The organism is Rhodococcus cercidiphylli (assembly GCF_033042225.1).
Taxonomy (GTDB): Bacteria; Actinomycetota; Actinomycetes; order Mycobacteriales; family Mycobacteriaceae; genus Rhodococcoides.
This window is the reverse complement of the sequence record NZ_JAWLKE010000001.1, coordinates 317,318-341,911: the sequence shown is the minus strand read 5'-3', so window position 1 is coordinate 341,911 and position 24,594 is coordinate 317,318. Positions and strand designations below refer to the sequence as shown.

The 24,594-nt window shown below is 64.5% G+C and carries 27 protein-coding genes; 5 read left to right on the top strand and 22 right to left on the bottom strand.

What is annotated here, in order from left to right:
• Positions 1–6 precede the first annotated feature (6 nt).
• The 4 genes from R3P95_RS01650 to dxr form a co-directional block, all read right to left on the bottom strand.
• On the bottom strand, positions 7–843 hold the full coding sequence (locus tag R3P95_RS01650) for a GNAT family N-acetyltransferase (protein ID WP_068050264.1): 837 nt from the start codon (positions 841–843) through the stop codon (positions 7–9).
• A 121-nt stretch (positions 844–964) separates the two neighbouring features.
• Positions 965–2,104: a flavodoxin-dependent (E)-4-hydroxy-3-methylbut-2-enyl-diphosphate synthase gene (ispG, locus tag R3P95_RS01645; RefSeq protein ID WP_269593732.1), complete on the bottom strand. Its 1,140-nt coding sequence runs from the start codon at positions 2,102–2,104 to the stop codon at positions 965–967.
• 61 nt (positions 2,105–2,165) lie between these two features.
• Positions 2,166–3,377 (bottom strand): M50 family metallopeptidase, encoded by a 1,212-nt coding sequence (locus R3P95_RS01640; RefSeq protein ID WP_317547188.1) that lies wholly within the window; start codon positions 3,375–3,377, stop codon positions 2,166–2,168.
• Positions 3,378–3,383: 6 nt separating this feature from the next.
• Positions 3,384–4,646: a 1-deoxy-D-xylulose-5-phosphate reductoisomerase gene (gene dxr / locus R3P95_RS01635; protein WP_317547187.1), complete on the bottom strand. Its 1,263-nt coding sequence runs from the start codon at positions 4,644–4,646 to the stop codon at positions 3,384–3,386.
• Between dxr and R3P95_RS01630 the strand changes: the two genes are divergently transcribed.
• Positions 4,645–5,166, top strand: a complete 522-nt coding sequence (locus tag R3P95_RS01630) for a DUF1990 family protein (protein ID WP_068050280.1) — start codon at positions 4,645–4,647, stop codon at positions 5,164–5,166. The two genes, dxr and R3P95_RS01630, sit on opposite strands and share 2 nt — an antisense overlap.
• Before the next feature lies 1 nt (position 5,167).
• Here the strand turns inward: R3P95_RS01630 and puuE are convergent, their stop codons facing one another.
• Positions 5,168–6,067: an allantoinase PuuE gene (puuE, locus tag R3P95_RS01625; protein WP_317547321.1), complete on the bottom strand. Its 900-nt coding sequence runs from the start codon at positions 6,065–6,067 to the stop codon at positions 5,168–5,170.
• A 217-nt stretch (positions 6,068–6,284) separates the two neighbouring features.
• On the opposite strand from puuE, the gene R3P95_RS01620 reads away from it, so the two are divergent.
• Positions 6,285–6,554, top strand: coding sequence for a DUF2631 domain-containing protein (locus R3P95_RS01620; protein WP_149405992.1), 270 nt, complete (start codon positions 6,285–6,287; stop codon positions 6,552–6,554).
• Positions 6,555–6,562: 8 nt separating this feature from the next.
• On the opposite strand, the gene rlmN is transcribed toward R3P95_RS01620, so the two are convergent.
• Complete coding sequence (gene rlmN / locus R3P95_RS01615) at positions 6,563–7,714, bottom strand: 23S rRNA (adenine(2503)-C(2))-methyltransferase RlmN (RefSeq protein ID WP_094642194.1); 1,152 nt, start codon at positions 7,712–7,714, stop codon at positions 6,563–6,565.
• A 159-nt stretch (positions 7,715–7,873) separates the two neighbouring features.
• On the opposite strand from rlmN, the gene R3P95_RS01610 reads away from it, so the two are divergent.
• Positions 7,874–8,293 carry a LapA family protein gene (locus R3P95_RS01610; RefSeq protein WP_094642422.1) on the top strand — a complete coding sequence of 140 codons (420 nt, stop codon included), beginning with the start codon at positions 7,874–7,876 and terminating at the stop codon, positions 8,291–8,293.
• A gap of 102 nt (positions 8,294–8,395) precedes the next feature.
• Positions 8,396–9,238 carry an HpcH/HpaI aldolase/citrate lyase family protein gene (locus tag R3P95_RS01605; protein ID WP_394855379.1) on the top strand — a complete coding sequence of 281 codons (843 nt, stop codon included), beginning with the start codon at positions 8,396–8,398 and terminating at the stop codon, positions 9,236–9,238.
• Between the two features lie 46 nt (positions 9,239–9,284).
• On the opposite strand, the gene R3P95_RS01600 is transcribed toward R3P95_RS01605, so the two are convergent.
• The 6 genes from R3P95_RS01600 to rpsB form a co-directional block, all read right to left on the bottom strand.
• Entirely contained in the window at positions 9,285–9,983 is a 699-nt protein-coding gene (locus R3P95_RS01600; RefSeq protein WP_317547320.1) for a class I SAM-dependent methyltransferase, read from the bottom strand.
• 38 nt (positions 9,984–10,021) lie between these two features.
• Positions 10,022–10,942 (bottom strand): phosphatidate cytidylyltransferase, encoded by a 921-nt coding sequence (locus tag R3P95_RS01595; RefSeq protein ID WP_394855369.1) that lies wholly within the window; start codon positions 10,940–10,942, stop codon positions 10,022–10,024.
• A gap of 30 nt (positions 10,943–10,972) precedes the next feature.
• Positions 10,973–11,530 (bottom strand): ribosome recycling factor, encoded by a 558-nt coding sequence (gene frr / locus R3P95_RS01590; protein ID WP_037189636.1) that lies wholly within the window; start codon positions 11,528–11,530, stop codon positions 10,973–10,975.
• 55 nt (positions 11,531–11,585) lie between these two features.
• The gene (gene pyrH / locus R3P95_RS01585) at positions 11,586–12,314 is read right to left on the bottom strand and encodes a UMP kinase (RefSeq protein WP_269593623.1); all 729 of its coding nucleotides are present in this window, start codon (positions 12,312–12,314) and stop codon (positions 11,586–11,588) included.
• A gap of 176 nt (positions 12,315–12,490) precedes the next feature.
• Positions 12,491–13,315: a translation elongation factor Ts gene (tsf, locus tag R3P95_RS01580; protein WP_037189637.1), complete on the bottom strand. Its 825-nt coding sequence runs from the start codon at positions 13,313–13,315 to the stop codon at positions 12,491–12,493.
• 160 nt (positions 13,316–13,475) lie between these two features.
• Positions 13,476–14,396: a 30S ribosomal protein S2 gene (rpsB, locus tag R3P95_RS01575; RefSeq protein ID WP_317547185.1), complete on the bottom strand. Its 921-nt coding sequence runs from the start codon at positions 14,394–14,396 to the stop codon at positions 13,476–13,478.
• A 346-nt stretch (positions 14,397–14,742) separates the two neighbouring features.
• On the opposite strand from rpsB, the gene R3P95_RS01570 reads away from it, so the two are divergent.
• The gene (locus tag R3P95_RS01570; protein ID WP_317547184.1) at positions 14,743–15,240 is read left to right on the top strand and encodes a M23 family metallopeptidase; all 498 of its coding nucleotides are present in this window, start codon (positions 14,743–14,745) and stop codon (positions 15,238–15,240) included.
• Between the two features lie 13 nt (positions 15,241–15,253).
• On the opposite strand, the gene R3P95_RS01565 is transcribed toward R3P95_RS01570, so the two are convergent.
• The 10 genes from R3P95_RS01565 to lepB all read right to left on the bottom strand — a co-directional run bounded on the left by R3P95_RS01565 (position 15,254) and on the right by lepB (position 24,487).
• The gene (locus R3P95_RS01565; RefSeq protein WP_316629671.1) at positions 15,254–16,432 is read right to left on the bottom strand and encodes a MinD/ParA family ATP-binding protein; all 1,179 of its coding nucleotides are present in this window, start codon (positions 16,430–16,432) and stop codon (positions 15,254–15,256) included.
• 208 nt (positions 16,433–16,640) lie between these two features.
• Positions 16,641–17,567: a tyrosine recombinase XerC gene (locus R3P95_RS01560; protein WP_269593621.1), complete on the bottom strand. Its 927-nt coding sequence runs from the start codon at positions 17,565–17,567 to the stop codon at positions 16,641–16,643.
• Between the two features lie 69 nt (positions 17,568–17,636).
• On the bottom strand, positions 17,637–18,419 hold the full coding sequence (locus R3P95_RS01555) for a siderophore-interacting protein (protein ID WP_094669808.1): 783 nt from the start codon (positions 18,417–18,419) through the stop codon (positions 17,637–17,639).
• Between the two features lie 95 nt (positions 18,420–18,514).
• Positions 18,515–19,636, bottom strand: a complete 1,122-nt coding sequence (dprA, locus tag R3P95_RS01550) for a DNA-processing protein DprA (protein WP_149405569.1) — start codon at positions 19,634–19,636, stop codon at positions 18,515–18,517.
• Positions 19,633–21,138 (bottom strand): YifB family Mg chelatase-like AAA ATPase, encoded by a 1,506-nt coding sequence (locus R3P95_RS01545; protein ID WP_317547182.1) that lies wholly within the window; start codon positions 21,136–21,138, stop codon positions 19,633–19,635. The genes dprA and R3P95_RS01545 overlap by 4 nt, the downstream gene beginning before the upstream one ends.
• Complete coding sequence (locus R3P95_RS01540) at positions 21,138–21,494, bottom strand: YraN family protein (RefSeq protein WP_149405567.1); 357 nt, start codon at positions 21,492–21,494, stop codon at positions 21,138–21,140. The genes R3P95_RS01545 and R3P95_RS01540 overlap by 1 nt, the downstream gene beginning before the upstream one ends.
• 359 nt (positions 21,495–21,853) lie before the next feature.
• Positions 21,854–22,198, bottom strand: coding sequence for a histone-like nucleoid-structuring protein Lsr2 (locus R3P95_RS01535; protein ID WP_068049609.1), 345 nt, complete (start codon positions 22,196–22,198; stop codon positions 21,854–21,856).
• A 411-nt stretch (positions 22,199–22,609) separates the two neighbouring features.
• Positions 22,610–22,915 carry a DUF2469 domain-containing protein gene (locus R3P95_RS01530; RefSeq protein ID WP_008717288.1) on the bottom strand — a complete coding sequence of 102 codons (306 nt, stop codon included), beginning with the start codon at positions 22,913–22,915 and terminating at the stop codon, positions 22,610–22,612.
• A 37-nt stretch (positions 22,916–22,952) separates the two neighbouring features.
• Entirely contained in the window at positions 22,953–23,714 is a 762-nt protein-coding gene (locus tag R3P95_RS01525; RefSeq protein WP_188078584.1) for a ribonuclease HII, read from the bottom strand.
• Positions 23,711–24,487, bottom strand: a complete 777-nt coding sequence (gene lepB, locus R3P95_RS01520) for a signal peptidase I (RefSeq protein ID WP_068049600.1) — start codon at positions 24,485–24,487, stop codon at positions 23,711–23,713. The genes R3P95_RS01525 and lepB overlap by 4 nt, the downstream gene beginning before the upstream one ends.
• Between the last annotated feature and the right edge of the window lie 107 nt (positions 24,488–24,594).

Sequence of the window (24,594 nt, the reverse complement as noted above, 5' to 3'; positions counted from 1 at the left end):
GCCGATCTAGTCGAGGAGCACGGTCGTGAAGGTCGCCACCTGGGTCAGCCCGATCTTCGCGTACGCCCGCCTGGCGACGTAGTTGAAACTGTTGACGTACAGGCTTGCGGTGCGGCCCTGGCGGACCACCGAATTCACCACCGCTGCGGTACCGGACGCACCGAGACCGTGCCCACGCCGATCGGGGTGAACCCATACCCCCTGGATCTGCCCCACCGTCGCCGACTGCGACCCGATCTCGGCCTTGAACACCACCCGACCGTCCTCGAATCGAGCCCACGCACGCTGCGCGGCAATCAGACTCGAGATCCGTCGCCGGTATCCGCGGCCGCCGTCGTTCTGCCTCGGGTCGACGCCGACTTCCTCGATGAACATGGCCACGGCCGCAGTCAGATACACGTCCAGTTCCTCTGGGCGAACGAGACGTACGTGTGGATCGGGGGTGACCGACGATCGAACCGACGTGGCCAGCAATGGCTGCTCACCGCGAACCTCACGAGCCGGGCCCCAGTCGGTTTCGAGCATCTCCCACAGCGGCAGTGTCAGCTCGGCTCGACCGACCAGTGAGGAACACAGCCGTGGACCGCGACATGCGCGGTCGGCGAACGACCGTAGATCGTCACTCGATCCGAGCAGAGGGACGAGGTTGGCTCCGTAGAAACACAACGACTCGTCCGGTCCGCCCCGGCTCCACATCTCACCATGAAACGATCTCGGATCCAGTCCGGATTCCTGCACCCTGGCGGCGACCATGCAGGTGGCAACCGGGTCGGCATCGAGCACCCGTAAGACGTGCGCTACGTCTCGATTACCGAGAGGCTTCGCACCGAGGAGCTTGAGCACCTGCCGACCTCCTGACCCACCTACCGCATACACACCGACCGAGCGTGTAGCGAATCATTCCAGAGAACCTGTTCCCTCGGTGGCAGAGCGGCAAACCGGACACCGACCGGATCGATCATCCTCAGCTGACCGTGACCACCGGAGCGCCGCCGTCTGCGGTCTCATCCTTCTCGAATTCCTCGGCGATGCGCATTGCTTCCTCGATCAAGGTCTCCACGATCTGAGCCTCGGGCACGGTCTTGATGACCTTGCCCTTGACGAAGATCTGGCCCTTGCCGTTGCCCGACGCCACGCCGAGGTCGGCGTCGCGCGCCTCGCCCGGACCGTTGACCACGCATCCCATGACGGCGACGCGCAGCGGAATTTCCATGCCCTCCAGGCCTGCGGTGACCTCGTCGGCGAGGGTGTACACGTCGACCTGCGCGCGTCCGCACGACGGGCAGGAGACGATTTCGAGCTTGCGGGGACGCAGGTTGAGCGACTGCAGAATCTGGTTACCGACCTTGATCTCCTCGGCCGGCGGAGCCGACAGGGACACGCGGATGGTGTCGCCGATTCCACGAGACAGCAGTGCGCCGAAGGCCACCGAGGATTTGATGGTGCCCTGGAAAGCGGGGCCGGCCTCGGTGACGCCGAGGTGCAGCGGGTAGTCGCACTGCGCGGCCAGCTGCTCGTACGCGGCGACCATGATGACGGGGTCGTTGTGCTTGACGGAGATCTTGATGTCACCGAATCCGTGTTCCTCGAACAGGCCCGCCTCCCACAGCGCGGACTCAACGAGGGCCTCCGGTGTCGCCTTGCCGTACTTCTTCATCAGGCGAGGATCGAGCGAACCGGCATTGACGCCGATGCGGATCGGAATGTTCGCGTCACCGGCGGCCTTGGCGACTTCCTTGACCCGGCCGTCGAATTCCTTGATGTTCCCCGGGTTGACGCGCACAGCGGCGCATCCTGCATCGATCGCGGCGAAGATGTACTTGGGCTGGAAGTGGATGTCGGCGATCACCGGAATCTGACTCTTCTTGGCGATGATCGACAGCGCATCCGCATCGTCCTGTGTGGGGCATGCCACACGCACGATGTCGCAGCCCGACGCCGTCAGTTCGGCGATCTGCTGCAGAGTGGCGTTGATGTCGTGGGTCTTGGTGGTTGTCATCGACTGCACCGAGATGGGGCTGTCGCTGCCCACTCCCACCGACCCGACCTGGAGCTGCCTGGTCTTTCGACGCGGCGCGAGTACCGGTACCGGCGGTGCCGGCATTCCCAATCCGACTGACACGGACACAGTGGCCTTCTTTCCTAGCTACGACTGACGAGTCTACTTAGAACAATTGAATCGGGTTGACGATGTCCGCCGTGAGTGTCAACAAGGAGAACCCGATGAAAACGACGATGACCACGTAAGTGACCGGCATCAGCTTCATGTAGTCCACCGGCGCGCCGTCCGGTAGGCCACGGCGGTTGCGGAAGATGTTGCGAATGCGCTCGTAGATGGTCACGGCGATGTGGCCACCGTCGAGCGGCAACAGCGGCACGAGGTTGAATGCCCCGAGGAAGAAATTCAACGACGCGAGCAACCCGATGAACGTCGCCCAGTTCTCCGTCTCCGCAGCCTGACCACCGATGACACTGGCACCGACGACGCTCATCGGGGTGTCGAGGCCACGCTCACCGCCGAAGATCGACTCCCACAGCGCCTGCACCTTGGTCGGCAGTTGCACGAGTGCCTTGCCGGTCTGCACGAAGATGTCGCCGGTGAAAGCGAAGGTCTCGGGTACCGCCTCGATCGGGTTGTACGTGATGTTCGGTGGCGGACCCCCGGTGACACCGACCGCCCCGACCGTCGTCGATTCCTTCGCTCCGGTGTCGGGATCGACGACGTATCGCTGAACCTGTGTGACCGGGACGGTGATGGTCTGCGACGCACCGTTGCGATCCACTGTCAGCTCGACCGATCCGGTGGAGGCCTGAATGGCCAGAACCGCATCCGACCAGACCTCAGTGGGGGTGCCGTCCACCGCTGTGATGATGTCGCCCTCACGCAGCCCTGCCGCGGCGGCCGGACCGTCACCCGAGCAATCGGCGATCTCACCGTCCGGTGTCTGCGTCGTTCCGACGCAGCCGACACCCTGGACAGTCGTGGTCGGAGTGACCCGATCGGGCGTGCCCCACCCGAGAACGAGCGCGTAGATCAGCACGATTCCCAGTACGAAATTCATCGCGATGCCGCCGACCATGACGACGATCCGCTTCCACGTCTTCTGGCGATACATCGCGCGCTCGACCTCGTCGGGCGCGAGCTCGTCGATCGCCGTCATCCCGGCGATGTCGCAGAATCCGCCGGCCGGAATTGCCTTGAGGCCGTACTCGGTCTCGCCGCGTCGGAAGGAGAAGATCTTGGGGCCGAACCCGATGTAGTAACGGCGAACTTTCATGCCGAGCGCTTTCGCGGTCCACATGTGTCCTGCCTCGTGCAGCGCGATCGACACACCGATGCCGACGGCGAACAGCACCACACCCAGAGCAAACAGCATGTGTGTCTACAGGCCCTTCTGTTTCAGGAGCTCACGCGCATGTGCGCGAGCCCAGGAATCCGCCGCGAGGACGTCGTCCACGTCGGTCGGCACCGTCGACCATTGTCCACTGCCGTCATCGACCACCGCGCGCACCGTCTGCACTATCTGCGGGAACTCGATGCGCCCGGCGAGGAACGCCTCGGCGGCGATCTCGTTGGACGCGTTGTACACCGCCGTCGTGCACCCGCCCATGATTCCGGCCTCGCGGGCCAGCTGCACGGCGGGGAACACTCGATCGTCGAGTGGCTCGAAGTCCCAGGAGAACGCTGCAGTGAAATCGAGTGCACGCGCGACATCGGGAACTCGATCGGGCCACCCGAGCGCCAACCCGATCGGAAGCTTCATGTCCGGCGGGCTGGCCTGGGCAATGGTGGATCCGTCCACGAACGTCACCATCGAATGGACGATGGATTGCCGATGCACGGTGACGTCGATCTTCTCGTAGGGCACCCCGAACAGCAGATGCGCTTCGATCAACTCGAGGCCCTTGTTGACCAAGGTTGCCGAGTTCAACGTGTTCATCGGACCCATCGACCAAGTCGGATGGGCCGCGGCCTGGGCAGGCGTCACCGACTTCAGTTCCGCCTCGCTCCACCCACGGAACGGGCCGCCCGATGCGGTCAGGATCAGTCGATCCACCTCGCTTCGGTGGCCACTGCGCAGGCACTGCGCCAGCGCCGAGTGCTCCGAGTCCACCGGAACTATCTGTCCCGGTGCGGCGGCAGCGAGCACCAGTTCCCCGCCGGCCACCAGAGATTCCTTGTTCGCCAACGCCAGCCGGGCTCCGGTCTTCAACGCCGCCAACGTCGGCTCGAGACCGAGCGAGCCCACCAGCGCGTTGAGCACCACGTCCGCCTGCGTGGACTCGACGAGCTCGGTGACCGCGCGCGGCCCGCTCAGAACCCCGGGAAAGTCGAGCTCGGCGGCAGCGGTGGGGTCGGCCACGGCCACGCGTCGAGCACCGGTCTCGGCGATCTGACGGCGAAGTAGGTCGATGTTTCCACCGCCCGCAGCAAGACCGACGACGACGAAACGGTCGGGGTCGGTGGCGATGACGTCGAGCGCTTGGGTTCCGATCGAGCCGGTGCTCCCCAGCAGCAACACTCGAATCGGCTCGGGACGATCCGAGGAGGTCGTTCGCTCACGATGGTCTGGCACCGGTCCATTGTTGCCTACCGAGGCTGAGAAACCCCTATGTGCCGCCGTAGCTGGCACGCTGGAGGGCATGGACGTCTCGAAGTATCGCGCGGCATCGTTCAACTACGTCGACGTAGGAGCAACGAGCGGCAGGCTCCCGTCCGGCTACCACCACGTCGAGAAGTCGCGGGTCATCGGATCCGGACTCGAGGACTTCGTGGCCGCAGCCGACACGCTGATGCGCTGGGACATGCACCGCGGCACCGGACTGAAGGTCCATTCCGACGCCGACAACGCCGTCCCCGACGCAGTGGTCGTTCTCACGCTCGGGCCCGTTCGCATCCCCTGCCGTGTCGTCTACGTCATCGACGAAGCCAACCGACAGGGCTTCGCCTACGGCACCCTCGACGGTCATCCCGAGTCCGGCGAGGAACTGTTCTACGTCGACTACTCCCCCGAGGACGGGACGGTGTCCGCGCACATCACCGCGTTCTCGAACCCCGGCCGCTGGTACACCAGGCTCGGCGGTCCGGTGGGCAAGCGGGTCCAGGCCCTGTTCACCGACCGCTATCTGACGGCGTTGGCGTCGGCGTGCCGGTCGCCGCGCTGAGTCAGGAGGAGGGTGGGTGCACCGCGCGCCAGTGCTCGGCGATGTCGATTCGCTTGGCCACCCACACCTTGTCGTGAGACTGAACGTGATCGAGAAAACGCTCGAGGGCGGCGATACGAGCCGGTCTGCCCACCAGCCTGCAGTGCAGTCCGACCGAGAGCATCTTGGGGCTGCCGTTCTCCCCCTCGGCGTACAGCACGTCGAACGCGTCCCGTAGATGCGCGTAGAACTCGTCCCCGGTCGAGAACCCTCCCGGCGACGCGAAACGCATGTCGTTGGTGTCGAGGGTGTACGGCACCACCAGGTGATCGACGATCTCGGAGCCACGAGACACCTTCTCCCAGTAGGGAAGATCGTCGGCGTAGGAATCCGAGTCGTACACGAAGCCGCCGTGCTCGACGACGAGCGACCGGGTGTTCGGAGAGTCACGCCCGGTGTACCACCCGAGCGGGGCCGAGCCGGTGAGGCTCTGAAGGATGGCCACGGCCTCGGCCATGTGCTCACGCTCGACGTTCTCGTCGATCTGCTGATAGGACAGCCACCGCAGACCGTGGCAGGCGATCTCGTGGCCCAATTCCGCAAGCGCGGCAACCACTTCCGGGTTTCGTTCCATGGCCTTGGCGACAGCGAACACCGTCAGGGGTAGGTCGCGCTTCTCGAACGCCCGCAGCACCCGCCACACGCCTGCCCTGGAGCCGTACTCGTACAGCGACTCCATGCTCATGTGCCGATTCGGAAAGGCTTGTGCCCCGATCATTTCCGAGAGGAATGTCTCGGATTTGGTGTCACCGTCGAGGACGTTGTTCTCCGCACCCTCCTCGTAGTTGAGGACGAACTGGACGGCGATGTTGGCCTGACCCGGCCACTGGGCGTGCGGCGGCGTGCGGCCGTACCCCACCATGTCTCGGGGGTAGCTCAGCGGAAACTGGGTCAGTGGATGCGGAAGGCGCTCGGACGTCACCGCCGCAGTCTCTCACCGAAGTCGGCAGTCGCGCCGGATGAGCACACAACCCTGATGGCTACGACGGGCGGTCGTATGCCAATATTGTCCGAACGCGGCAGGCTCGACGCCTCGTGAAGGACGACTTCGAGAATTCATCACCCGAGAGGACCGACCGGTGGCAAATACCGAACTGGAATCCGCTTCGTACGACCCGGTCGTCGATACCCGCAACGAGGTGCCGGACGTGCCGTCCGCCGAGTGGGGGTGGAGTGGTGAATCGAACCGCGCGATGCGGGTGGCCGCCATCGTCGTCGCCGTGTTCCTGCTGTTCATGATGATCGGCAACCACACCGGCAAGGTCGAGGATCTGTGGTTGGTCGGATTCGCCGCGATGTTGGTCGGGCTCGTGGTGCGAGACGTCATCGTCCGCCGTAAGCCCCGCTAGCAACCGAGTCAGTTCTCGGCTGCCAGCTGACCGCACGCTGCGGCGATCTCCTGACCGCGGGTGTCTCGGACGGTGCACGAGACGCCCTGCGCAATCACCCGTCGGACGAACTCTCTCTCCACCGGCTTCGGGCTGGCGTCCCATTCGCTACCCGGAGTCGGATTGAGTGGGATCAGGTTCACGTGAACTCGTGAGCCGAGTGCCTTGTGCAGCTTCTTGCCCAGCATGTCTGCTCGCCACGGCTGGTCGTTGACGTCTCGGATCATCGCGTACTCGATCGAGACACGACGACCGGTCTGGTCTGCGTAGTACCTTGCCGCCGACAACACCTCTGCCACCGACCAACGGTTGTTCACAGGAACCAGCGTGTCGCGGAGTTCGTCGTCGGGCGTGTGCAGCGACACCGCCAACGTCACCGACAGTCCCTCGTCGGCCAGCTTGCGGATTGCCGGTGCCAGACCGACCGTCGACACCGTCACCGAGCGCTGCGAGAGACCGAGTCCGTCTGGTGCGGGCGAGACGATCTTGCGCACCGCGGAGACGACCCTCTTGTAGTTCGCCAGGGGCTCGCCCATCCCCATGAAGACCACGTTCGACAGTCGACCTTCGCCCCCGTGGACCACGCCGTCGCGCAGGTCGGCTGCAGCCGAACGGACCTGGTCGACGATCTCGGCCGTCGACAGGTTCCTCGTCAGACCTGCTTGGCCGGTCGCGCAGAAGGGGCAGGCCATTCCGCAGCCGGCCTGACTGGAGATGCACAGAGTGGCCCGATCCGGGTACCGCATCAGAACGCTCTCGAGCAAGGTCCCGTCGTTGGCCTTCCACAGGGTCTTGCGAGTGTCACCGTCATCACATGCCAGGTGCTTGATCGGCGTCAGCAGCGTGGGAAAGAGATCGGCACCGACCTTTTCGCGGGCCTCGGCCGGCAGATCGGTCATCTTGGTGGTGTCGGCCTCGAGACGCCCGTAGTAGTGCCGGGCCAGCTGATCGGCGCGAAACGCAGGTAGACCGAGCGCCTTCACCGCATCCCGCAGACCCTCTTTGTCCAGGTCGGCGAGGTGGCGCGACGGCATACCGCGACGCGGCGCAGTGAAGACCAAGGGGAGATTGGGCCTCTTCTGCTCGGTCGACGTGTTCGTTGCCTCGACGGAGTCGCTCATACTCCACCCCACATCTTTCGGTGACACTGCATTCCACCATTGTCCACCCCATCGCCTCGCAGTCCTATTCGCGACTGTTTCCGTCCGTTATCCGATGGGTACCGAGGTCGTGGCCGGATGCACGTGCATTCGGCCTTCACGTGCGGAAGGATCATCGACATGGCCACCAGAGCTGACGACAATCACGAGACATCGCTGGACAAATCGGGCGCAGCGCACCCCGGCGAGCACAGCGCCTCGGGCGACCTCGCTCCGATCACGACTCCGGATTCGGACGGCCATTCCGCTCCCGATCCCGAGTTCGTTCCCGAGCGACAGGCTGCCGCTCCGACCGATATCGCCCACACTCGCACCGCCGCCCTGTGGACCGGCCTGGTGGTCGGAGCTGTGGTCCTGGTGATCCTGCTGGTGTTCATCGTGCAGAATCTCGACTCCGTCACGGTCCAGATCTTCGCGTGGCAGCTCGATCTGCCCCTCGGCATCAGCATGTTGCTGGCCGCGATCGCCGGCGCGCTGGTGATGGCAATGGTGGGCGGCGCTCGAATCCTTCAGGTGCGACGTTCGGCCAAGAAGAAGTAGCGCCACTCGTGAACACTATGTACAGAAGCTGGCGCTGATTCACTGAATCGATCAGGCTTGGGGTGCCCCACTTCACTCGAGGAGCATGACGTGACAACTTTCATGGAGACACCTGTGGCATCCGGCGTTGCCCCGGACCGAGCCCGGTCCTGGCTGCTGGTGCCGGCCACCAAGCCCGAGACCTTCGGCGACGCCGTAGCGTCGGAAGTCGATGCCGTCATCCTCGACATCGAGGACGCAGTCGCTCCGGCCAAGAAGCCGGCCGCGCGCGAGGCCGTCGTGCAGTGGCTCGGCGAAGGAAACTCTGCGTGGGTGCGCATCAACGATGCAACGACCCAGTATTGGGCCGATGACCTCGCCGCGTTGTCCGGTCTGCCCGGACTGGTCGGCGTCATGCTCGCGAAGACCGAGAGTGGCGGTCAGGTCGAGGCCACAGCTGCTCGCCTGGCACCAGGCACTCCGATCCTGGCATTGGTCGAGTCGGCGATGGGCCTCGAAGCCGCGACGGAGATCGCCCGTGCGGAGTCGACCTTCCGTCTCGCTTTCGGCAGTGGCGACTTCCGCCGCGACACGGGTATGAGCGACGACCCGCTGGCTATGGCATACCCCCGTTCGCGCCTCGTCGTCTCCTCACGCGCAGCGCGCATTCCGGGACCGATCGACGGACCGACGCTGACCGCCAACGACAGCATCCTCGGACGCGACGCGGCTCTGACCCTGTCGATGGGCATGACGGGCAAGTTGTGCATGCACTCGGAGCAGGCTGCCATCGTCAACCGCGAGCTCGCCCCGTCACCGACGGATGTGTCGTGGGCCCGTGACGTCATCGATGCCCTCGGTGCCGACGGAGCACACGTCAAGGACGGAAGCGACCTGCCCCGCCTGGCGAAGGCGCTCAAGATCAACGAGCTGGCCGAGATCTTCGGGATTTCCGCCGCCTCCTGAAACCACCTGGGGTCGAGGTGCGTTCGGCGAAAGGCCCATCGGCTCGCTAACGCAGCTCGATTCCGGTCGGTTTGTACCGGACGTGGACTCGATACCGCACGTCGAACGAGACACCGTCCACCGACTTCACGGCCTCACGTGCAACGCGTGGGCCGAACTCGATTCCCAGCACATCGCGCAGCATGCGTCGATTCGGAAACGACCATCTCGTGTCGACGCGGGTGAGTGCGAAACCCTGTGCCTCGAAGAACGCCTCGACTGTTGCCGGGTCGTAATGCGGTAGATCGGCCCGCATCCAATCCCCGTACGGCGACGCGGTCGCGTCCAGATCCACGACAACCAACGCCCCTCCCGGCCCGAGCACGCGCATGGCGTCGACGATTCCCGGCCCGCAGCCCGGTCCGAAGAAGTACGCGGTGCGCGCATGGACGACGTCCACGGTGCCGTCGTCGATCGGTAGGGAATCCGCCTGCGCGGTCTTCACCTCGACATTCGGTAGGTTCGCGACTCGCAGTCTCGCCGCAGCAGCGAGTGGTTCGTGCGGCTCGACGCCTATCACCCGGTCGGCCTCGGCCGCGAAAGCCGGAAGATGAAAGCCGCTCCCGCAACCGACGTCGACGATCGTCTTGGCCGTCCAGTCCGCAACCGAACGGATCGCGTCGAACAGAGCACCGTCGACGTCCTGAGCACGGTTCTCCGCCTCGTACAGGTGTGGCCAGTTCCAGATGTTCGGGCTGGGAATCACCCCGGTGACTTCGCTGCGCACGCCCGAGAGCAGTCTGCTCAGAGGAGAACGGTGAAGACGAGCCATGCCACGAAAGCCGAGGGCAACAGCGAATCGAGCCTGTCCATGATGCCGCCGTGGCCGGGCAGCAGGGTGCCCATGTCCTTGATGCGGAGGTCACGCTTGACCTGCGACTCGATCAGATCACCCAACGTGCCGGTCACCACCAGAACCACGCCGAGAAGGATGCCGATCATCGAGTTGGCCTCGAGGATGAGCGTCACCGTCAGCAGACATCCGATGATGCAGAAGATGAGCGAACCGGCGAGCCCCTCCCAGGACTTCTTCGGGCTGATGGCGGGTGCCATCGGGTGCTTTCCGAACAACACACCCGCGATGTAGCCGCCGATGTCCGAGCACACGACGCCGATGACGAACACCAGGATGCGGCCTGCTCCGTTGTCCTGCAGCACCATCAGGACGGTGAACGAGGCCAACAGCGGCAACCAACATGCGACGAGGACGGTGACGGAAAGTTCTTCGAGGTAGTTCTTCGGAGCGGTGCCGAATCCCTGCCGCAGGAGCAGCCACACCATGCACACCAGGACGGTGCCCACCGCCGCGCTGAGCACACCGACTGCCCCGAACGGCCAGCCGAGCCAGATCATCGCCTGACCGCCGAGGATCAGGGGGATGCGGGGCACGAGGACCCCACCCTCGCGCAGGCGCTTGGACACCTCGTAGGTGGCGACGGCCAACGCGACGGCCACCACGCCGATCCACACCAGCGGCACGAAGACCAGGACGAGAATCAGGCCGATTCCCAACGACCCGCCGACTCCGATCGCGGCAGGAAGATTACGACCTGCCTTGCCCGTCGACTTCGCTGCGGCGACCCCGGACGAGGCAGCGGGCGTACCGCTGCCCTCCTGCCGATCCGGTCCCACCACTGTCGTCATCTCCTCGAAATTCATCGTCATCCGTCGTGAAAAGCTGCTGTCGAGGTCGGGTCAGACCTCCATCAGCTCGCCCTCTTTACGCTTGACGAGTTCGTCCACGGAGGCGGTGTACTTGGCAGTGGTCTTGTCAAGATCGTTCTCGGCGCGGACGACCTCGTCCTCGCCTGCTTCGCCGTCCTTCTGAATGCGCTTGAGCTCTTCCATCGTCTTCCGGCGAACGTTGCGAATCGATACCTTCGCGTCCTCGCCCTTGCCCTTGGCCTGCTTGACGAATTCGCGGCGACGTTCCTCGGTGAGCTGCGGAACTCCGATTCGAATGAGGTTGCCGTCGTTGGTGGGGTTGACACCGAGATCGGAGTTGCGGATGGCGGTTTCGATCGGACCGAGCTGATTGGACTCGTACGGCTTGATGACCACGAGGCGCGCTTCGGGGACGCTGATACTTGCCAGCTGAGTGATCGGTGTCAGAGCACCGTAATACTCGATGACGATGCGAGAGAACATCCCGGGGTTGGCACGTCCGGTGCGAATCGAGGACAGATCGTCACGTGCAACCGATACGGCCTTTTCCATCTTCTCTTCGGCATCGAAGAGAGCTTCGTCAATCACGATCTGTCCTCCATCGTCTTCGTCTTCGATTCGCTCACGTCACTGTCGGCAACGATCACGACGTGACCAGCGTGCCGATGTTCTCACCGGAAACGGCGCGAGCGATATTTCCCTGAATCAGCAAATTGAACACCAGCATCGGCATCTGATTGTCCATGCACAGACTGAAGGCCGTCGCATCGGCAACCTTGAGTCCCTGCTCGATGGCCTCGCGGTGCGTGATCGTGTCGAACATGGTTGCATCGGGATCCAGTCGCGGATCGGCCGAATACACGCCGTCGACAGCCTTGGCCATCAACAACACCTCGGCACCGATTTCCAGCGCGCGCTGTGCAGCCGTGGTGTCGGTGGAGAAATACGGCATACCCATGCCGGCTCCGAAGATCACCACGCGCCCCTTCTCCAGATGACGTCGTGCGCGGAGCGGGAGGTACGGCTCTGCTACCTGACCCATCGTGATCGCGGTCTGCACCCTGGTGGCAACGCCTTGCTTTTCCAGAAAGTCCTGCAGTGCAAGACAATTCATGACGGTTCCGAGCATGCCCATGTAGTCCGAACGGGACCTGTCCATGCCGCGCTGCTGAAGTTCGGCACCACGGAAGAAATTGCCACCGCCGATCACCACTGCGACCTGAACCCCGGTGGCCACCACCTCGGCGATCTGTTCGGCGACGTTGTTCACGACATCCGGATCGAGACCGACCTGGCCGCCTCCGAACATCTCCCCACCCAGTTTGAGCATCACGCGTCGGAACCCGGGACGGTCAGGGGCCGGATCGGTCATAGCTCTCCTCGGTACTCGTCGAACACTACGGTTTCCTCTTGGATCATCCTGCCCTATCGAGGCCCGGGTGGTGGACAGGGCTCCGGCCTGCACACCCACCTGCCCCGCGCACGAGCGATGCCGCCCACTCGATGGAATCGAATGAACGGCATCGCTCGACCGAACCGGTGCGCAGACTAGCTGGCACCGACCTCGAAGCGTGAAAAGCGGGTGATGGTGACGCCGGCCTCGTCGAGAATGGCCTTGACGGTCTTGTTGCCGTCCTGCACCGACTTCTGTTCGGTGAGAACGACGTCCTTGAAGAATCCGTTGACGCGACCTTCGACGATCTTCGGCAGTGCCTGTTCCGGCTTGCCTTCTTCGCGAGCGGTTTCCTCGGCGATGCGACGCTCGGCGGCCACCAGGTCCTCGGGGACCTCGTCGCGCGTGACGTACTTGGCCTTGAGGGCGGCGATCTGCATCGCAGCTGCGCGCGCGGCATCGCCTGCGGCGTCGCCGTCACCGGTGTACTCGACGAGCACGCCCACGGCAGGCGGCAAGTCCGCGCTGCGCTTGTGCAGGTACGTCGCGGTGTTGCCGTCGTAGGACACGACGCGACGAAGCTCGAGCTTCTCGCCGATCTTGGCCGACAGCTCGTTCAGGGCCGTTTCGACAGTCTTGCCGTTGAGGTCGAGCGCCTTGAGAGCATCGACGTCTGCAGGCTTGCCTGCCGCAGCCGTCGCCGCAACGGATGCGGCGAACGTCTGGAACTCGTCGTTCTTGGCCACGAAGTCGGTTTCGGAGTTGATCTCGACGAGCACTCCACCCTCGGCGACGACGAGGCCTTCGGCGGTGTTGCGCTCGGCGCGCTTGCCGACGTCCTTGGCACCCTTGATACGCAGGTACTCGACGGCCTTGTCGTAGTCGCCGTCGTTCTCGGCGAGCGCGTTCTTGCAGTCCATCATTCCGGAGCCGGTGAGCTCACGGAGCCGCTTGACGTCGGCGGCAGTGTAGTTCGCCATCGTGGGCGAGCCTCCTCAAATGTCTGGGTACGTGCGTTGACGAAAAATGCTGTTCTCAGGGCGCGATCGACGGGCTCGTTGCGGAGCCGTGCCGACCTCGAGCCTGACATACCGAAGCGGCCCCGGCCCACCCCTGAGGGTGAACCGGGACCGAATTCGATCAAGCCTGAGCGGCCGGTGCTTCTTCTGCTGCCGGTGCTTCTTCTGCTGCCGGGGCTTCTGCTGCCGGGGCATCGGCTGCGGGAGCGTCCGCTGCCGGGGCGTCCGCCACGGGAGCCTCTGCTGCGGGAGCCTCCGCTGCCGGTGAAGCCTGAGCGAGCTGCTCGAGCTCCCACTCGGCGAGGGGCTCGCCTGCGCCGACCTCGGGCTTGGCGTCGGATGCAGTGTTCTGACCTGCTCGCGCCTGCACGCCCTCGGCGACTGCGGATGCGACGACCTTGGTCAGCAGCGCAGCGGAACGGATCGCGTCGTCGTTACCCGGGATCGGGTAGTCGACCACGTCGGGATCGCAGTTGGTGTCGAGGATCGCGATGACCGGGATGTTCAGCTTGCGAGCCTCGGCAACCGCGAGGTGCTCCTTGTTGGTATCGACGATCCAGATGGCCGACGGAACCTTGGACATGTCCCGGATGCCACCGAGGGTGCGGTCGAGCTTGGTCATCTCACGCGTGAGCATGAGGATTTCCTTCTTGGTGCGTCCCTCGAAGCCACCGGTCTGCTCCATGGCCTCGAGCTCCTTGAGGCGGAGCAGACGCTTGTGCACCGTCTGGAAGTTGGTGAGCATGCCACCGAGCCAGCGCTGGTTCACGTAGGGCATGCCCACGCGGGTTGCCTCAGCGGCGATGGACTCCTGCGCCTGCTTCTTGGTGCCGACGAACAGAACCGTGCCGTTGTGGGCGACGGTCTCCTTGACGAACTCGTAGGCCTTGTCGATGAAGGTCAGAGTCTGCTGCAAGTCGATGATGTAGATGCCGTTGCGGTCGGTGAAGATGAATCGCTTCATCTTCGGGTTCCAGCGACGGGTCTGGTGTCCGAAGTGTGTGCCGCTGTCGAGCAGCTGCTTCATTGTTACTACAGCCATGGCTGAATAACTCTCTTTCGATGGTGCGGTTGACGCAGAGTGTCGGTGACCTCTGCCCTGGCGCCCGCTGAAGTTGCCGGACCCGACATCACGAAGATCTCAGGACCGCCGACAACCGGTTCTCGTATCGGTGATTCTGCTCGAGGCAGACGATGCGATGACGCGGACGCGCGAAGTCGACCCGTGCACGCACAGGCCGCAAGTGACGAGTGTAGACCTGCCACGGCCCCCGTCATAACCAGGCCCGACTGTCAAGGGATTCCGATGCCTGTGGACAAAGAAACTTCTTGTCCACAAATCGCGTCCTGGTTCGTTCGATTGCTCATATCCACGACATGGTCGACGGGTGAACATCTCTCTCACGCTCCGCGCACTCGCGGTGTGCCTCGTCACCGCGGTAACACTCTCGACGCCGGTCGCCTCGGCGCAACCAGGCGCATTCGCCTGGCCGCTGCAGCCGAGGCCGCAGGTCGTCACCCCGTTCGACCGTCCCGAGCAGAAATGGCTGCCCGGCCACCGTGGTGTCGACCTCGCCGCCCACGAGGGCCAGTCGGTTCTCGCCGTCGCCGACGGAATCGTGGTGTACGCCGGGTCGGTCGCGGGCAAGCCCGTCGTATCGGTCGATCATCCGAGCGGACTGAGATCGACGTACGAACCGGTGTCGGCGTCGGTTGCCGCCGGAACGCGGGTTCGGCGAGGGACCGTGTTGGGTTCGGTGACATCGGGGCACGAGGGCTGCTCGGCGACGTGCCTCCACTGGGGCATCAGACGGGGCCGCGACTACCTCGATCCCACGGCGACGGTGCGCGCAAGCCCGATCAGGTTGAAACCCCTCGACGAATGACGGCAGATCATCCTCAGCGCTGGGGGCCGGAGTGCCTGCCGGACGCCGCAGGAAAATCGTCGGCCACCATCGCGGCGAGTTCGACGAACGCGCTTCGAGTCTGGGGACGCAACAGGTCGAGGTCGACCACTGCACCCTCGGCCAGGTGCTCGTCGAACGGAATCACCAACACAGCGCGGCAGCGCTCGAGAAAATGCTGTTGCAGCAGGTTCATGTCCACCGCCGACGAACCCGGGCGAACCGAACTGATCACCACGACGGTCCGCTCCACCAGGTGTCCGTAGCCGTGCAGTTCCAACCAGTCCAACGTCGCCGCAGCACTGCGCGCACCGTCGACTGCAGGCGAGCTGACCAGAACCAGTGCGTTCGCCAGTTGCAGCACCCCGTTCATCGCCGAGTGCATGATCCCGGTACCGCAGTCGGTCAGGATCAGGTTGTAGTACACCTGCAACATATCGATGACGGCGCGGTAGTCCTCCTCGCCGAACATCTCCGACGCTGCGGGATCGCGCTCGCCTGCCAACACTTCGAGTCGACTCGGTGCCTGCGAGGTGTGCTCGCGGATGTCGGAGTAACGACGAATGTGTGGTGCCGCGGCGAGCAGATCACGCACGGTCGACGACGTCTGCCGCGGAACTCGCTCACCCAGGGTGCCGAAGTCGGGGTTCGCGTCCACGGCGATGACGCAATCTCCGCGCAGCGACGCGAAAGTCGAACCGAGACCCAGCGTGGTCGTCGTCTTGCCGACGCCACCCTTGAGCGACAGAAACGCGATCCGGTAGTCGCCGAGCACCGGCTGCCGAATACGTTCGACCTGGTTTCGGTACCGCTCTTCCGCCGTCGATTCGCCGGGGTTGATGACTCCGCCGGTGAGTCGGTGCACTCCTCGCCGCCAGCCGGAGTTCGACGCTCGCTTGGGACGCTTGAGCAACGAATCCGCGCCCAGATCCTGACTGTTGGGTCGGTAGGCGTTGGGCGCCCCCGACCACGGTTGCGGCGACCACCGATCCGGCTGCGTTCGCGAATCCTCGGTGTGTGGCGGTACCGGCAGGTACCGGTCCGGCTGCGCTGCCGGCGGCCCTGGCTCGAGCGGCACCGGCGGGTTGTACCTCGGCGGCAACGGCTGTCGGTCGCCCGAGTCGGGCGTCTGCCAGGGTGGAGGTTGCCGAGGCGTCGAACGGGGAGTGGACATCGAGCCCGACGATACGGGCCCACTGCCGTTGTCGCGTGCGCTGTCCGATCGACCAGGGGGATTCCGATGGTCGGCGGCAGAGCCGTCACGGACATGCATGGACCACGTCTCCGAAGTACCTTGCGGTCGGTCGCGGTCCACGGTCCCCCGTATTCGGTGTCGTCAGTCGTCCACGACGCTACCAAACGTTGCGCCGCCGACGCTCGGCTCATGCCCGGGGATGAGCCTGATCGTGCACGGCACGCAGCCGTTCCACCGAGACGTGTGTGTAGATCTGGGTGGTCGCCAGAGAGGCGTGGCCGAGCAGCTCCTGCACCACCCTCAGATCGGCTCCACCTTCGAGCAAGTGAGTTGCCGCTGTGTGGCGCAGGCCGTGCGGACCGAGGCTGGGACCACCGGGGACGGTGTCGAGTACCTCGTGCACCGCCGTTCTGGCCTGCCGTTGATCGAGCCGTCCACCTCGACGCCCCAGCAGCAATGCGGCACCGGATCGATCCGAGGCCAGTTCGGGTCTGCCGCTGACCAGCCAGTTCTCGACCGCATGCGCTGCCGGCGCACCGTACGGTGCCGAGCGTTCCTTGTTGCCCTTGCCGAGCACACGGATCAAGCGACGCTCGGTGTCCACGTCGTCGATGTCGAGTCCGCACAACTCCCCCACGCGCACCCCGGTCGCGTACAGCAACTCGACGATGAGCCTGTCCCGCAGCGCGATGGGGTCGAGCTCGGCGGCACCCGATTCGGCCGCGGCCAACGCGTGCTCTGCCTGGCTGTGGCGAAGAACACCGGGCAGCGTACGGTGGCCGGCCGGACCGGCCAGGCGTTCCGCCGGTGCCACCGCCACCGCTCCCACCCGTTCGAGCCACTTCCCGAACGTCCTCGCCGACGAGGTTCGTCTCGCCATCGATGTTCTGGCCGATCCGGCGGCCGAGTGCGTCGCCAACCACGAGCGCACCGCGCGGAGGTCGAGGTCGGCGATGGTCGCATCCGGCGAGGACTCAGCGAAGTGCGCGAGCAGTGAACGAGCATCGGAGACGTAGGCCCGGATGGTGTGCTCGGAACGCTCTCGACCGAGTCGAAGATGTTCGGCGAACTCCTCGACGTGAATGCCGAGGTGAGGCGGCAGCGAATCGGTCATCAGCTCAGCTTGGGCTTTGGCAGGCCGCGCGACAACCGGACACGCCGTTCGGGGTGGGTCGTCGCGGGATCAGGCGTCGACACCGGATTCGGCCTGCGCGAGTTCGCGCTTCCACACTCGGAACGTCTCCTCGGTTCGGCCGCGACGCCAGTAGCCCGAGATCGAGGCCCACTCGGCACCGACCCCTCGCTCCTTACGGATGTAGGGCCGAATGTTGTGCATGACGGCCTGGGCTTCTCCGTGCACGAAGACCTGAGCCTGCCCCGGCAGCCATTCCGTTTCCTTCACCGCTGCAATCAACGGTGCGTTGTCTCCGGCTCGGTCGTCTCCCACCTCGTTCGAGGACGCACCCCGGTGAATCCAGGTCACGTCGACGACGGCGAGCGTCTCCATGTAGATCTCGTCGTGCCTGTCGGCAACTTCGATGAAGACCTTGGCGACGGCATCCTCCGGGAGCGCCTCGACGGCAGCCGAAATCGCCGGAATCGCCGATTCGTCGCCGGCGAAGAGGTGCCAGTCCGCGTCGGGTCGTGGGGCGTACCCACCCGACGGGCCGAAGAACGACATCTCGTCCCCCGGCTTCGCCCGGGTGGCCCACGGCCCGGCGACTCCCTCGTCTCCGTGCACCACGAAGTCGATGGCGATCTCCCGAGCGCGAGTATCGACCGAGCGAACGGTGTACGTGCGCATGATCGGTTCGTCATCGGTCCCGAAGAACAACTTGACGTAGGCGTCGGTCTCGTCGATCGCATCGAAATCGTCGAAGCCGGCCCCACCCAGGTAGACCCTGTGCATGTGCGGGGTGAGCGCTTCGGTGCGCAGGACGGACAGGGTGGTTTTCTTGCGTGGCACTTCTGACCCCTCTTCGAGTGAACGACGCCGACAGCCGATGCGTCGACTAAGCATTACCTAACACCCTACCGTTCGGCTCTCGAATCGTGGTGCGCTCACCCACGCACGACGCGGAACCATCCGGTCTCGTCGCTGGCGACGAATCCGTCCATCTCCAGTACCGGCAGGGATGCACGCACCTTGTTCAGCGGAACACCGGAGTGCTCGGACAGCTCTCTACTCGACACCGAACCGGTGGCCGGCAACGCGTCGTAGATCAACAGGGCAGTGTCCGACAGCGCATCGGTCTCCCGAAAGAGGTCGGGTCGAGGCTCCTCCGGGGACCCGAGTGCACCCGCCTCGGCGACGACATCGTGAGAGCTCGACACCAGCACGGCCTCGCCGTCCCGGATCATGCGGTGACAGCCCGTGGACGTCGGCGAGGTGACCGGCCCAGGGACCGCGAGCACGGGCCTACCCAATTTCGCTGCCCACGCCGCTGTGTTGCGAGCGCCGCTGCGCCACCCGGCCTCGACGACCACCACAGCGGATCCGAGTGCCGCGACGAGCCTGTTGCGAGCGAGGAAACGATGCTTTGCCGGTGTCGTACCCGGCGCGTATTCACTGAGAACCAAGCCACTGGCAGCGATCTGCCGCAGTAACCGCGAATGGCCCGCTGGATATGCGCGATCGACGCCACAGGCGAGTACCGCCATCGTCGTACCCTCGACTCCGAGAGCCGCCCGGTGCGCCGCGGCGTCGATACCGAAAGCGGCTCCCGAAATGACTGTCCAACCGTCGAGCGCCAGATCGGCGGATATCTCCGCTGTCACATGATCACCGTAGGGACTCGATGCGCGTGTCCCGACGATGGACACCGAACGCTCGGTGATCGTTGCGACCGGCCGAGTTCCCAGCGCCCACAACGCAATCGGTGGACAGGTATCCACCCCTGCGGTCATACCCGGTCCGTCGAATCCGAGGAAGCGCCACGCCGGCCACTCGTCGTCGTCCGGCGTGATCAACCGACCGCCGAGCGCAGCGATGTGATCGAGATCTGCTGCTGCGGTATCGATGTGGGCGCGGACCGCGAGCCGCTCCCCCAACCTACCCGCCCGCACGGCTTCTGCCGTCGCTTCGGGACCGTGAGCGGCAGCATGATCGACCACCGGTCGATACGGACCCTGCGCCACGCGAGAGAGATACGCCCAGGCGAGACGGCGCGCGTCGTGCGTCATGCCACTCCCCTGTCACGGAAATCCAACGCCGCTCCGACCTCGTCGGCACCGGGGACCGAACCACCGGCCAGATCGTTCAGCGTCCACGCCACCCGAATGGCTCGGTCTGCGCCGCGCGCGGTCAGCGATCCGTTGCGCAACGCGCGCTCGACCGGAGCGAGCGTCGAGCGCGCCAATCGAAATCGTTGGCGCAGTGCGGGTCCGGGAACCTCCGCATTGGTCCTCCAGCCGAACTCTCGCCACCGCTGCGCGGCGGCGTCCCTGGCCCCGGTCACACGTGCGCGAATTTCGCTCGTACCCTCCCCCACCTCGTCGACCAGTGCACCTGTCGCGACACCCATCATCTGAATGCGCAGATCGACGCGGTCCAGCAACGGCCCGGACAGCTTGCCGAGATATTTGCGTCGCGCTGTGGGCGGGCAGACACAGTCGACCTGCCGCGCAGGCGCACACGGACACGGATTGGCGGCGAGAACCAACTGAAATCTGGCCGGATACCTGGCCACACCGTCACGACGGGCAATGCGAATCTCCCCGTCCTCCAACGGAGTACGCAATGCCTCGAGTACCCGAACACTCATCTCGGCGCACTCGTCCAGAAACAGGACTCCGCGATGTGCGCGGCTGACCGCTCCCGGTTTGGCCATTCCGGTTCCGCCCCCGACCAAGGCACTCACCGAGGTCGAATGATGCGGCGCGATGAACGGCGGTGACGTGATGAGCGGCCGCGCGGTGGTCAACAGACCCGCCACCGAGTGGATGGCTGTCACTTCGAGCGCTTCGGATTCGGTCAGCGGCGGCAGAATTCCCGGAAGGCGTTGCGCCAGCATCGTTTTTCCGATGCCCGGTGGCCCGGTCAACATGATGTGATGTGCGCCTGCGGCGGCGACCTCCAGAGCCCATCGCGCATCCGCCTGTCCGGCGACATCACTGAGGTCCGGATAGATCTCCTCGTGCCATTCGGTCGGGACGGGTGATTCGAGGGCCTTCTCACCGCGAAGCCAGGCCACCACGTCCCCGAGCGAACCCGCACCCAGCACCTCGATCCCGTCCACCAGACCCGCCTCGGGCAAACACTGCAGCGGAACGACCACTCGCTGCCAGCCCGCACTCTTGACCGCGAGCACCCCGGGCAGGACCCCACGGACTGCGCGCAGCCTCCCATCGAGTGCCAATTCACCCAGAAACACGGTGTCGGACAGGCATCCGCGCGGAATCGCCTTCGCGGCATCGAGAACCGACAAAGCGAGTGCAAGGTCGTACACAGATCCGCCCTTCGGCAACGTCGCGGGCGACAGAGCGAGAATCACCCGACTGTCCGGCCAGGTACCGCCCGAGTTCTTCACCGCGGCTTTGACCCGGTCACGCGATTCGTTCAGCGCAGTATCGGGAAGACCGACAAGATGCGTACCGGGTAGGCCCTGCCCGATATCGGCTTCGATTTCCACCAGCACACCGTCGACCCCGCTGACCGCAACCGAATGCGCTCTCCCGAGTGGCATCAGAACGCGGCCCGAACGTGCGTGATGACCGGTTCCTCGTTGCGACCGACCACGATCGCGATCACGTCGAATCTGATCTGCACCCACGGTCCCTGCTGCAGCGAAAGCCATCGCAGCGCCAGCCCTCTGATTCGAGTCTGTTTCGTGTACGTCACCGCTTCGGCGGGTGTTCCGTATCCGATTCCCGATCGAGTCTTCACTTCGACGAACACCACCGTCTCGCCCTCGCGCGCAATGATGTCGAGTTCTCCGGAACGATGCCGCCAGTTCCGCTCGATCACCTCGAGACCGATGTCCTCGAGATGGCGCACCGCGAGTTCCTCACCGCGCGCACCGAGTTCCTGATTGGTTGCCATGTCCGCCATTCCTCCACTCTCCGACCGTGCATTGCGGCCGATTCGGTCGTCTCGACGGTGACACGACCCGAAGGAGGAGAAGCGAAGAAAGTGCAGGTGGGAAATTGCCCTGTGGACAACTGCTCGACTGTGGACGAACGGTCCGATTGTCGGCGGCGATCAGTCCACTGTGTCGGACCGCCGTGCTACGGCTCGTAGCGTGTCCGAGCCGCCGGGTGAAAGCGGACTCGATACGCAAAAAGCTCCGTCCTGATTCAGAGAATCGGACGGAGCTGATGCGGCGTGTCGATACCGGCATCGAAAGTGCCGATACGCAAAACGTGCTGCCGAGACACCCAGCCTCGGTTCGCGAAGGACGGTCAGTGAGCAGCCTCGTAGGCCGCCTGCACATCCTGACTTATACGGCCGCGGGCACTGACCTCGTGGCCATTCTCGCGGGCCCATGCTCGAATGTCCTGCAGATCCACCTTGCCGCGGGCCGGTGCAGATGCAGCGCCGCCCTTACGGGTGCGGCGTCCGGAAATCTTCTCGGCGTGCTCGATCCAGAATGCCAACTGTTCGTGCAATTCGTTGGCATGTTTGAGGTTCAAATCGATGCGGTACTGGTTTCCACCGATGCCGAATTCGATGGATTCACCTTGGCCGTCTTTGATGACCGATCCGTCTACATCGTCGATCATCTGCACAAGCGTCTTGCGTGCCATCTCGTACCTCTTACACGTCTGGGGGATGTGATATTCAAGTTCTACCACCCATTCTCGTATCCACGCAAAGAACTGCAGGCGTTTCGTGACGTGTCGAATCGACGAATATCGGTGCAGAAATTGTTCAGCATTTCGAGCGACTAATCGACCAATTCGAATAGCTTTGTTGCGCAATCGATTTCACACGGGAAACCCGATCTCAACCGCCGTGCACCATTGGACGGGGAACAACTTTCCGTGACACCGAACACGGAAACAGGACATGCGGACCGATTTGGCCGGGCGTCCAATTTTTCGGGTGGCAAAACGATCGGTACAGCACGACCGCACCGCATCGGGTGGTTCGCAGCACGGTGCTCCGACATCCGACGCTCAGGGCGACTCCGTCACGCTCCAGCGTCGGACGAGGAGCTATTCCGGCAGACGCAGATCTGGTTTGTCCAACTCTTCGATGTTGACGTCCTTGAAGGTGATCACCCGGACATGCTTGACGAAACGGGCGGGGCGATACATGTCCCACACCCACGAGTCGGACATTCGCAATTCGAAGTAGATTTCACCGTCGGCGTTGTGCGGAATGAGTTCGACGGAGTTCGCCAGATAGAACCGCCGCTCGGTTTCGACGACGTAGTTGAACTGACCCACGATGTCCCGATACTCGCGATACAGCGAGAGCTCCATCTCGGTTTCGTACTTTTCGAGATCTTCGGCACTCATCGGTCTCTTTCATCCTCCAGTCGGGCGTGAACAGCAATCATCGCGTACCGGCGTCGCGGCAGTCCATTCGCCCCAGGGCGTCGACGGCGTCCGGAGAAAGCCCCGCGGCGGCCGCTGCGACATTCGCATAGGACATTCGATGCTCGCGGCTGGGCCCGAGAGCGGTCATGGCGGCCGAGTGAGCACGGGTGCTGTACCCCTTGTGCACGGCGAATCCGTAGCCGGGAATCGTTTCGTCCAACTGCACCATCAATCGGTCCCGGGAGACCTTCGCGAGCACGCTCGCCGCGGCGATGCACGCTGCGGTGGCGTCACCGCCGATCACCGGTAGCGACGGAACCGGAAGTCCGGGCACTCGAAAGCCGTCGGTGAGTACGTAGCCCGGGGTCATGCCGAGCCCGGCAACCGCGCGTCGCATTCCTTCGATGTTCGCCACGTGGACCCCGATGCGGTCGACCTCGGCCGCATCGATCGACACCACGCTCCATGCCAGTGCCAACCTCTGGATCTTGGGAAAGAGCTCTTCGCGTCGTCGCTCGGTCAACTTCTTCGAGTCGTCCAGATCCGCCAGGGCGGCATGTGCGCGCGCCCCGAGAACACACGCTGCGACCGTCAACGGACCGGCGCAGGCTCCTCTTCCCGCTTCGTCGACTCCTGCGACCGGACCGAGTCCGCCCCGCTCCAACGCCGATTCCATCGTCCGCAATCCGGCCGCTCGTCGGATGATCGGACGCGGCGGCCACGACGACCGAGTCAGAGTTGCGCGCGCACGCGGCGCACGTCGCGGGGTTGCCGTCATCGACCCTGGATGTCGGGAGAATCCAGGATGCCGGTTCGTGACGGCGGCAGCGCGATGAACACGGCCTTCCCGATCACGTTGTCGAGGGGAACGGTGCCGGTGAACTCGTCGGTGACGTGATACCGGGAATCTCGCGAGTTGCTCCGGTTGTCGCCCATGACCCAGACGTTGCCCTCCGGCACGGTGACGGGGTCGAAGCATCGTCCGGACTTCAGTTCGGTGTCGCACGTCATCGTTCCCGGGGTGAACGGGAAATCCATCTGAATGTACGGCTCGTCCAACGGCTGTCCGTCGACGAGCACCCGCCCCTGGTCGTCACAGCATTCGACGGTCTGACCGCCGGTGGCGATGACGCGCTTGACCAGATCGTTTTCGTCGGGCGCGACGACGCCGATCAACGAGCCGACTTCCTGGGCGCCACGAATCACCGAGTTGTCGGACCGCTGTGACACGAATTCGTCGTTCCACGAATCCGGGCCACGGAAGACGACGATGTCGCCGGGCTTCGGGTCGCCGAACCGGTATCCGATCTTCTCCACCACGATGCGGTCACCGGTGCAGCCGGTGCAGCCGTGCAAGGTCGGCTCCATCGATTCGGACGGGATCAGATACACCCGTGCGACGAATGTCTGGAGCAGAAAACTCAGTACCAGCGCTACCAGAATCAGAATGGGGAGCTCACGCCAGAACGATCGGGGCTTGCGTTCCCGACGCTTCTTCCGTGAAGACTCGTCGTCGGGCTCGTCGGTTGGATCCTGTGGGGACTGCGTCACGTGATCAGGTTAGCCGGAACCGTCGCCCGCACGGCCGGACGGTCTGCGCATGGGCGGTTCGCGGCTCTCGATCCGCCCGTCGACAGGGTGGAACGCGGGTCGATCGC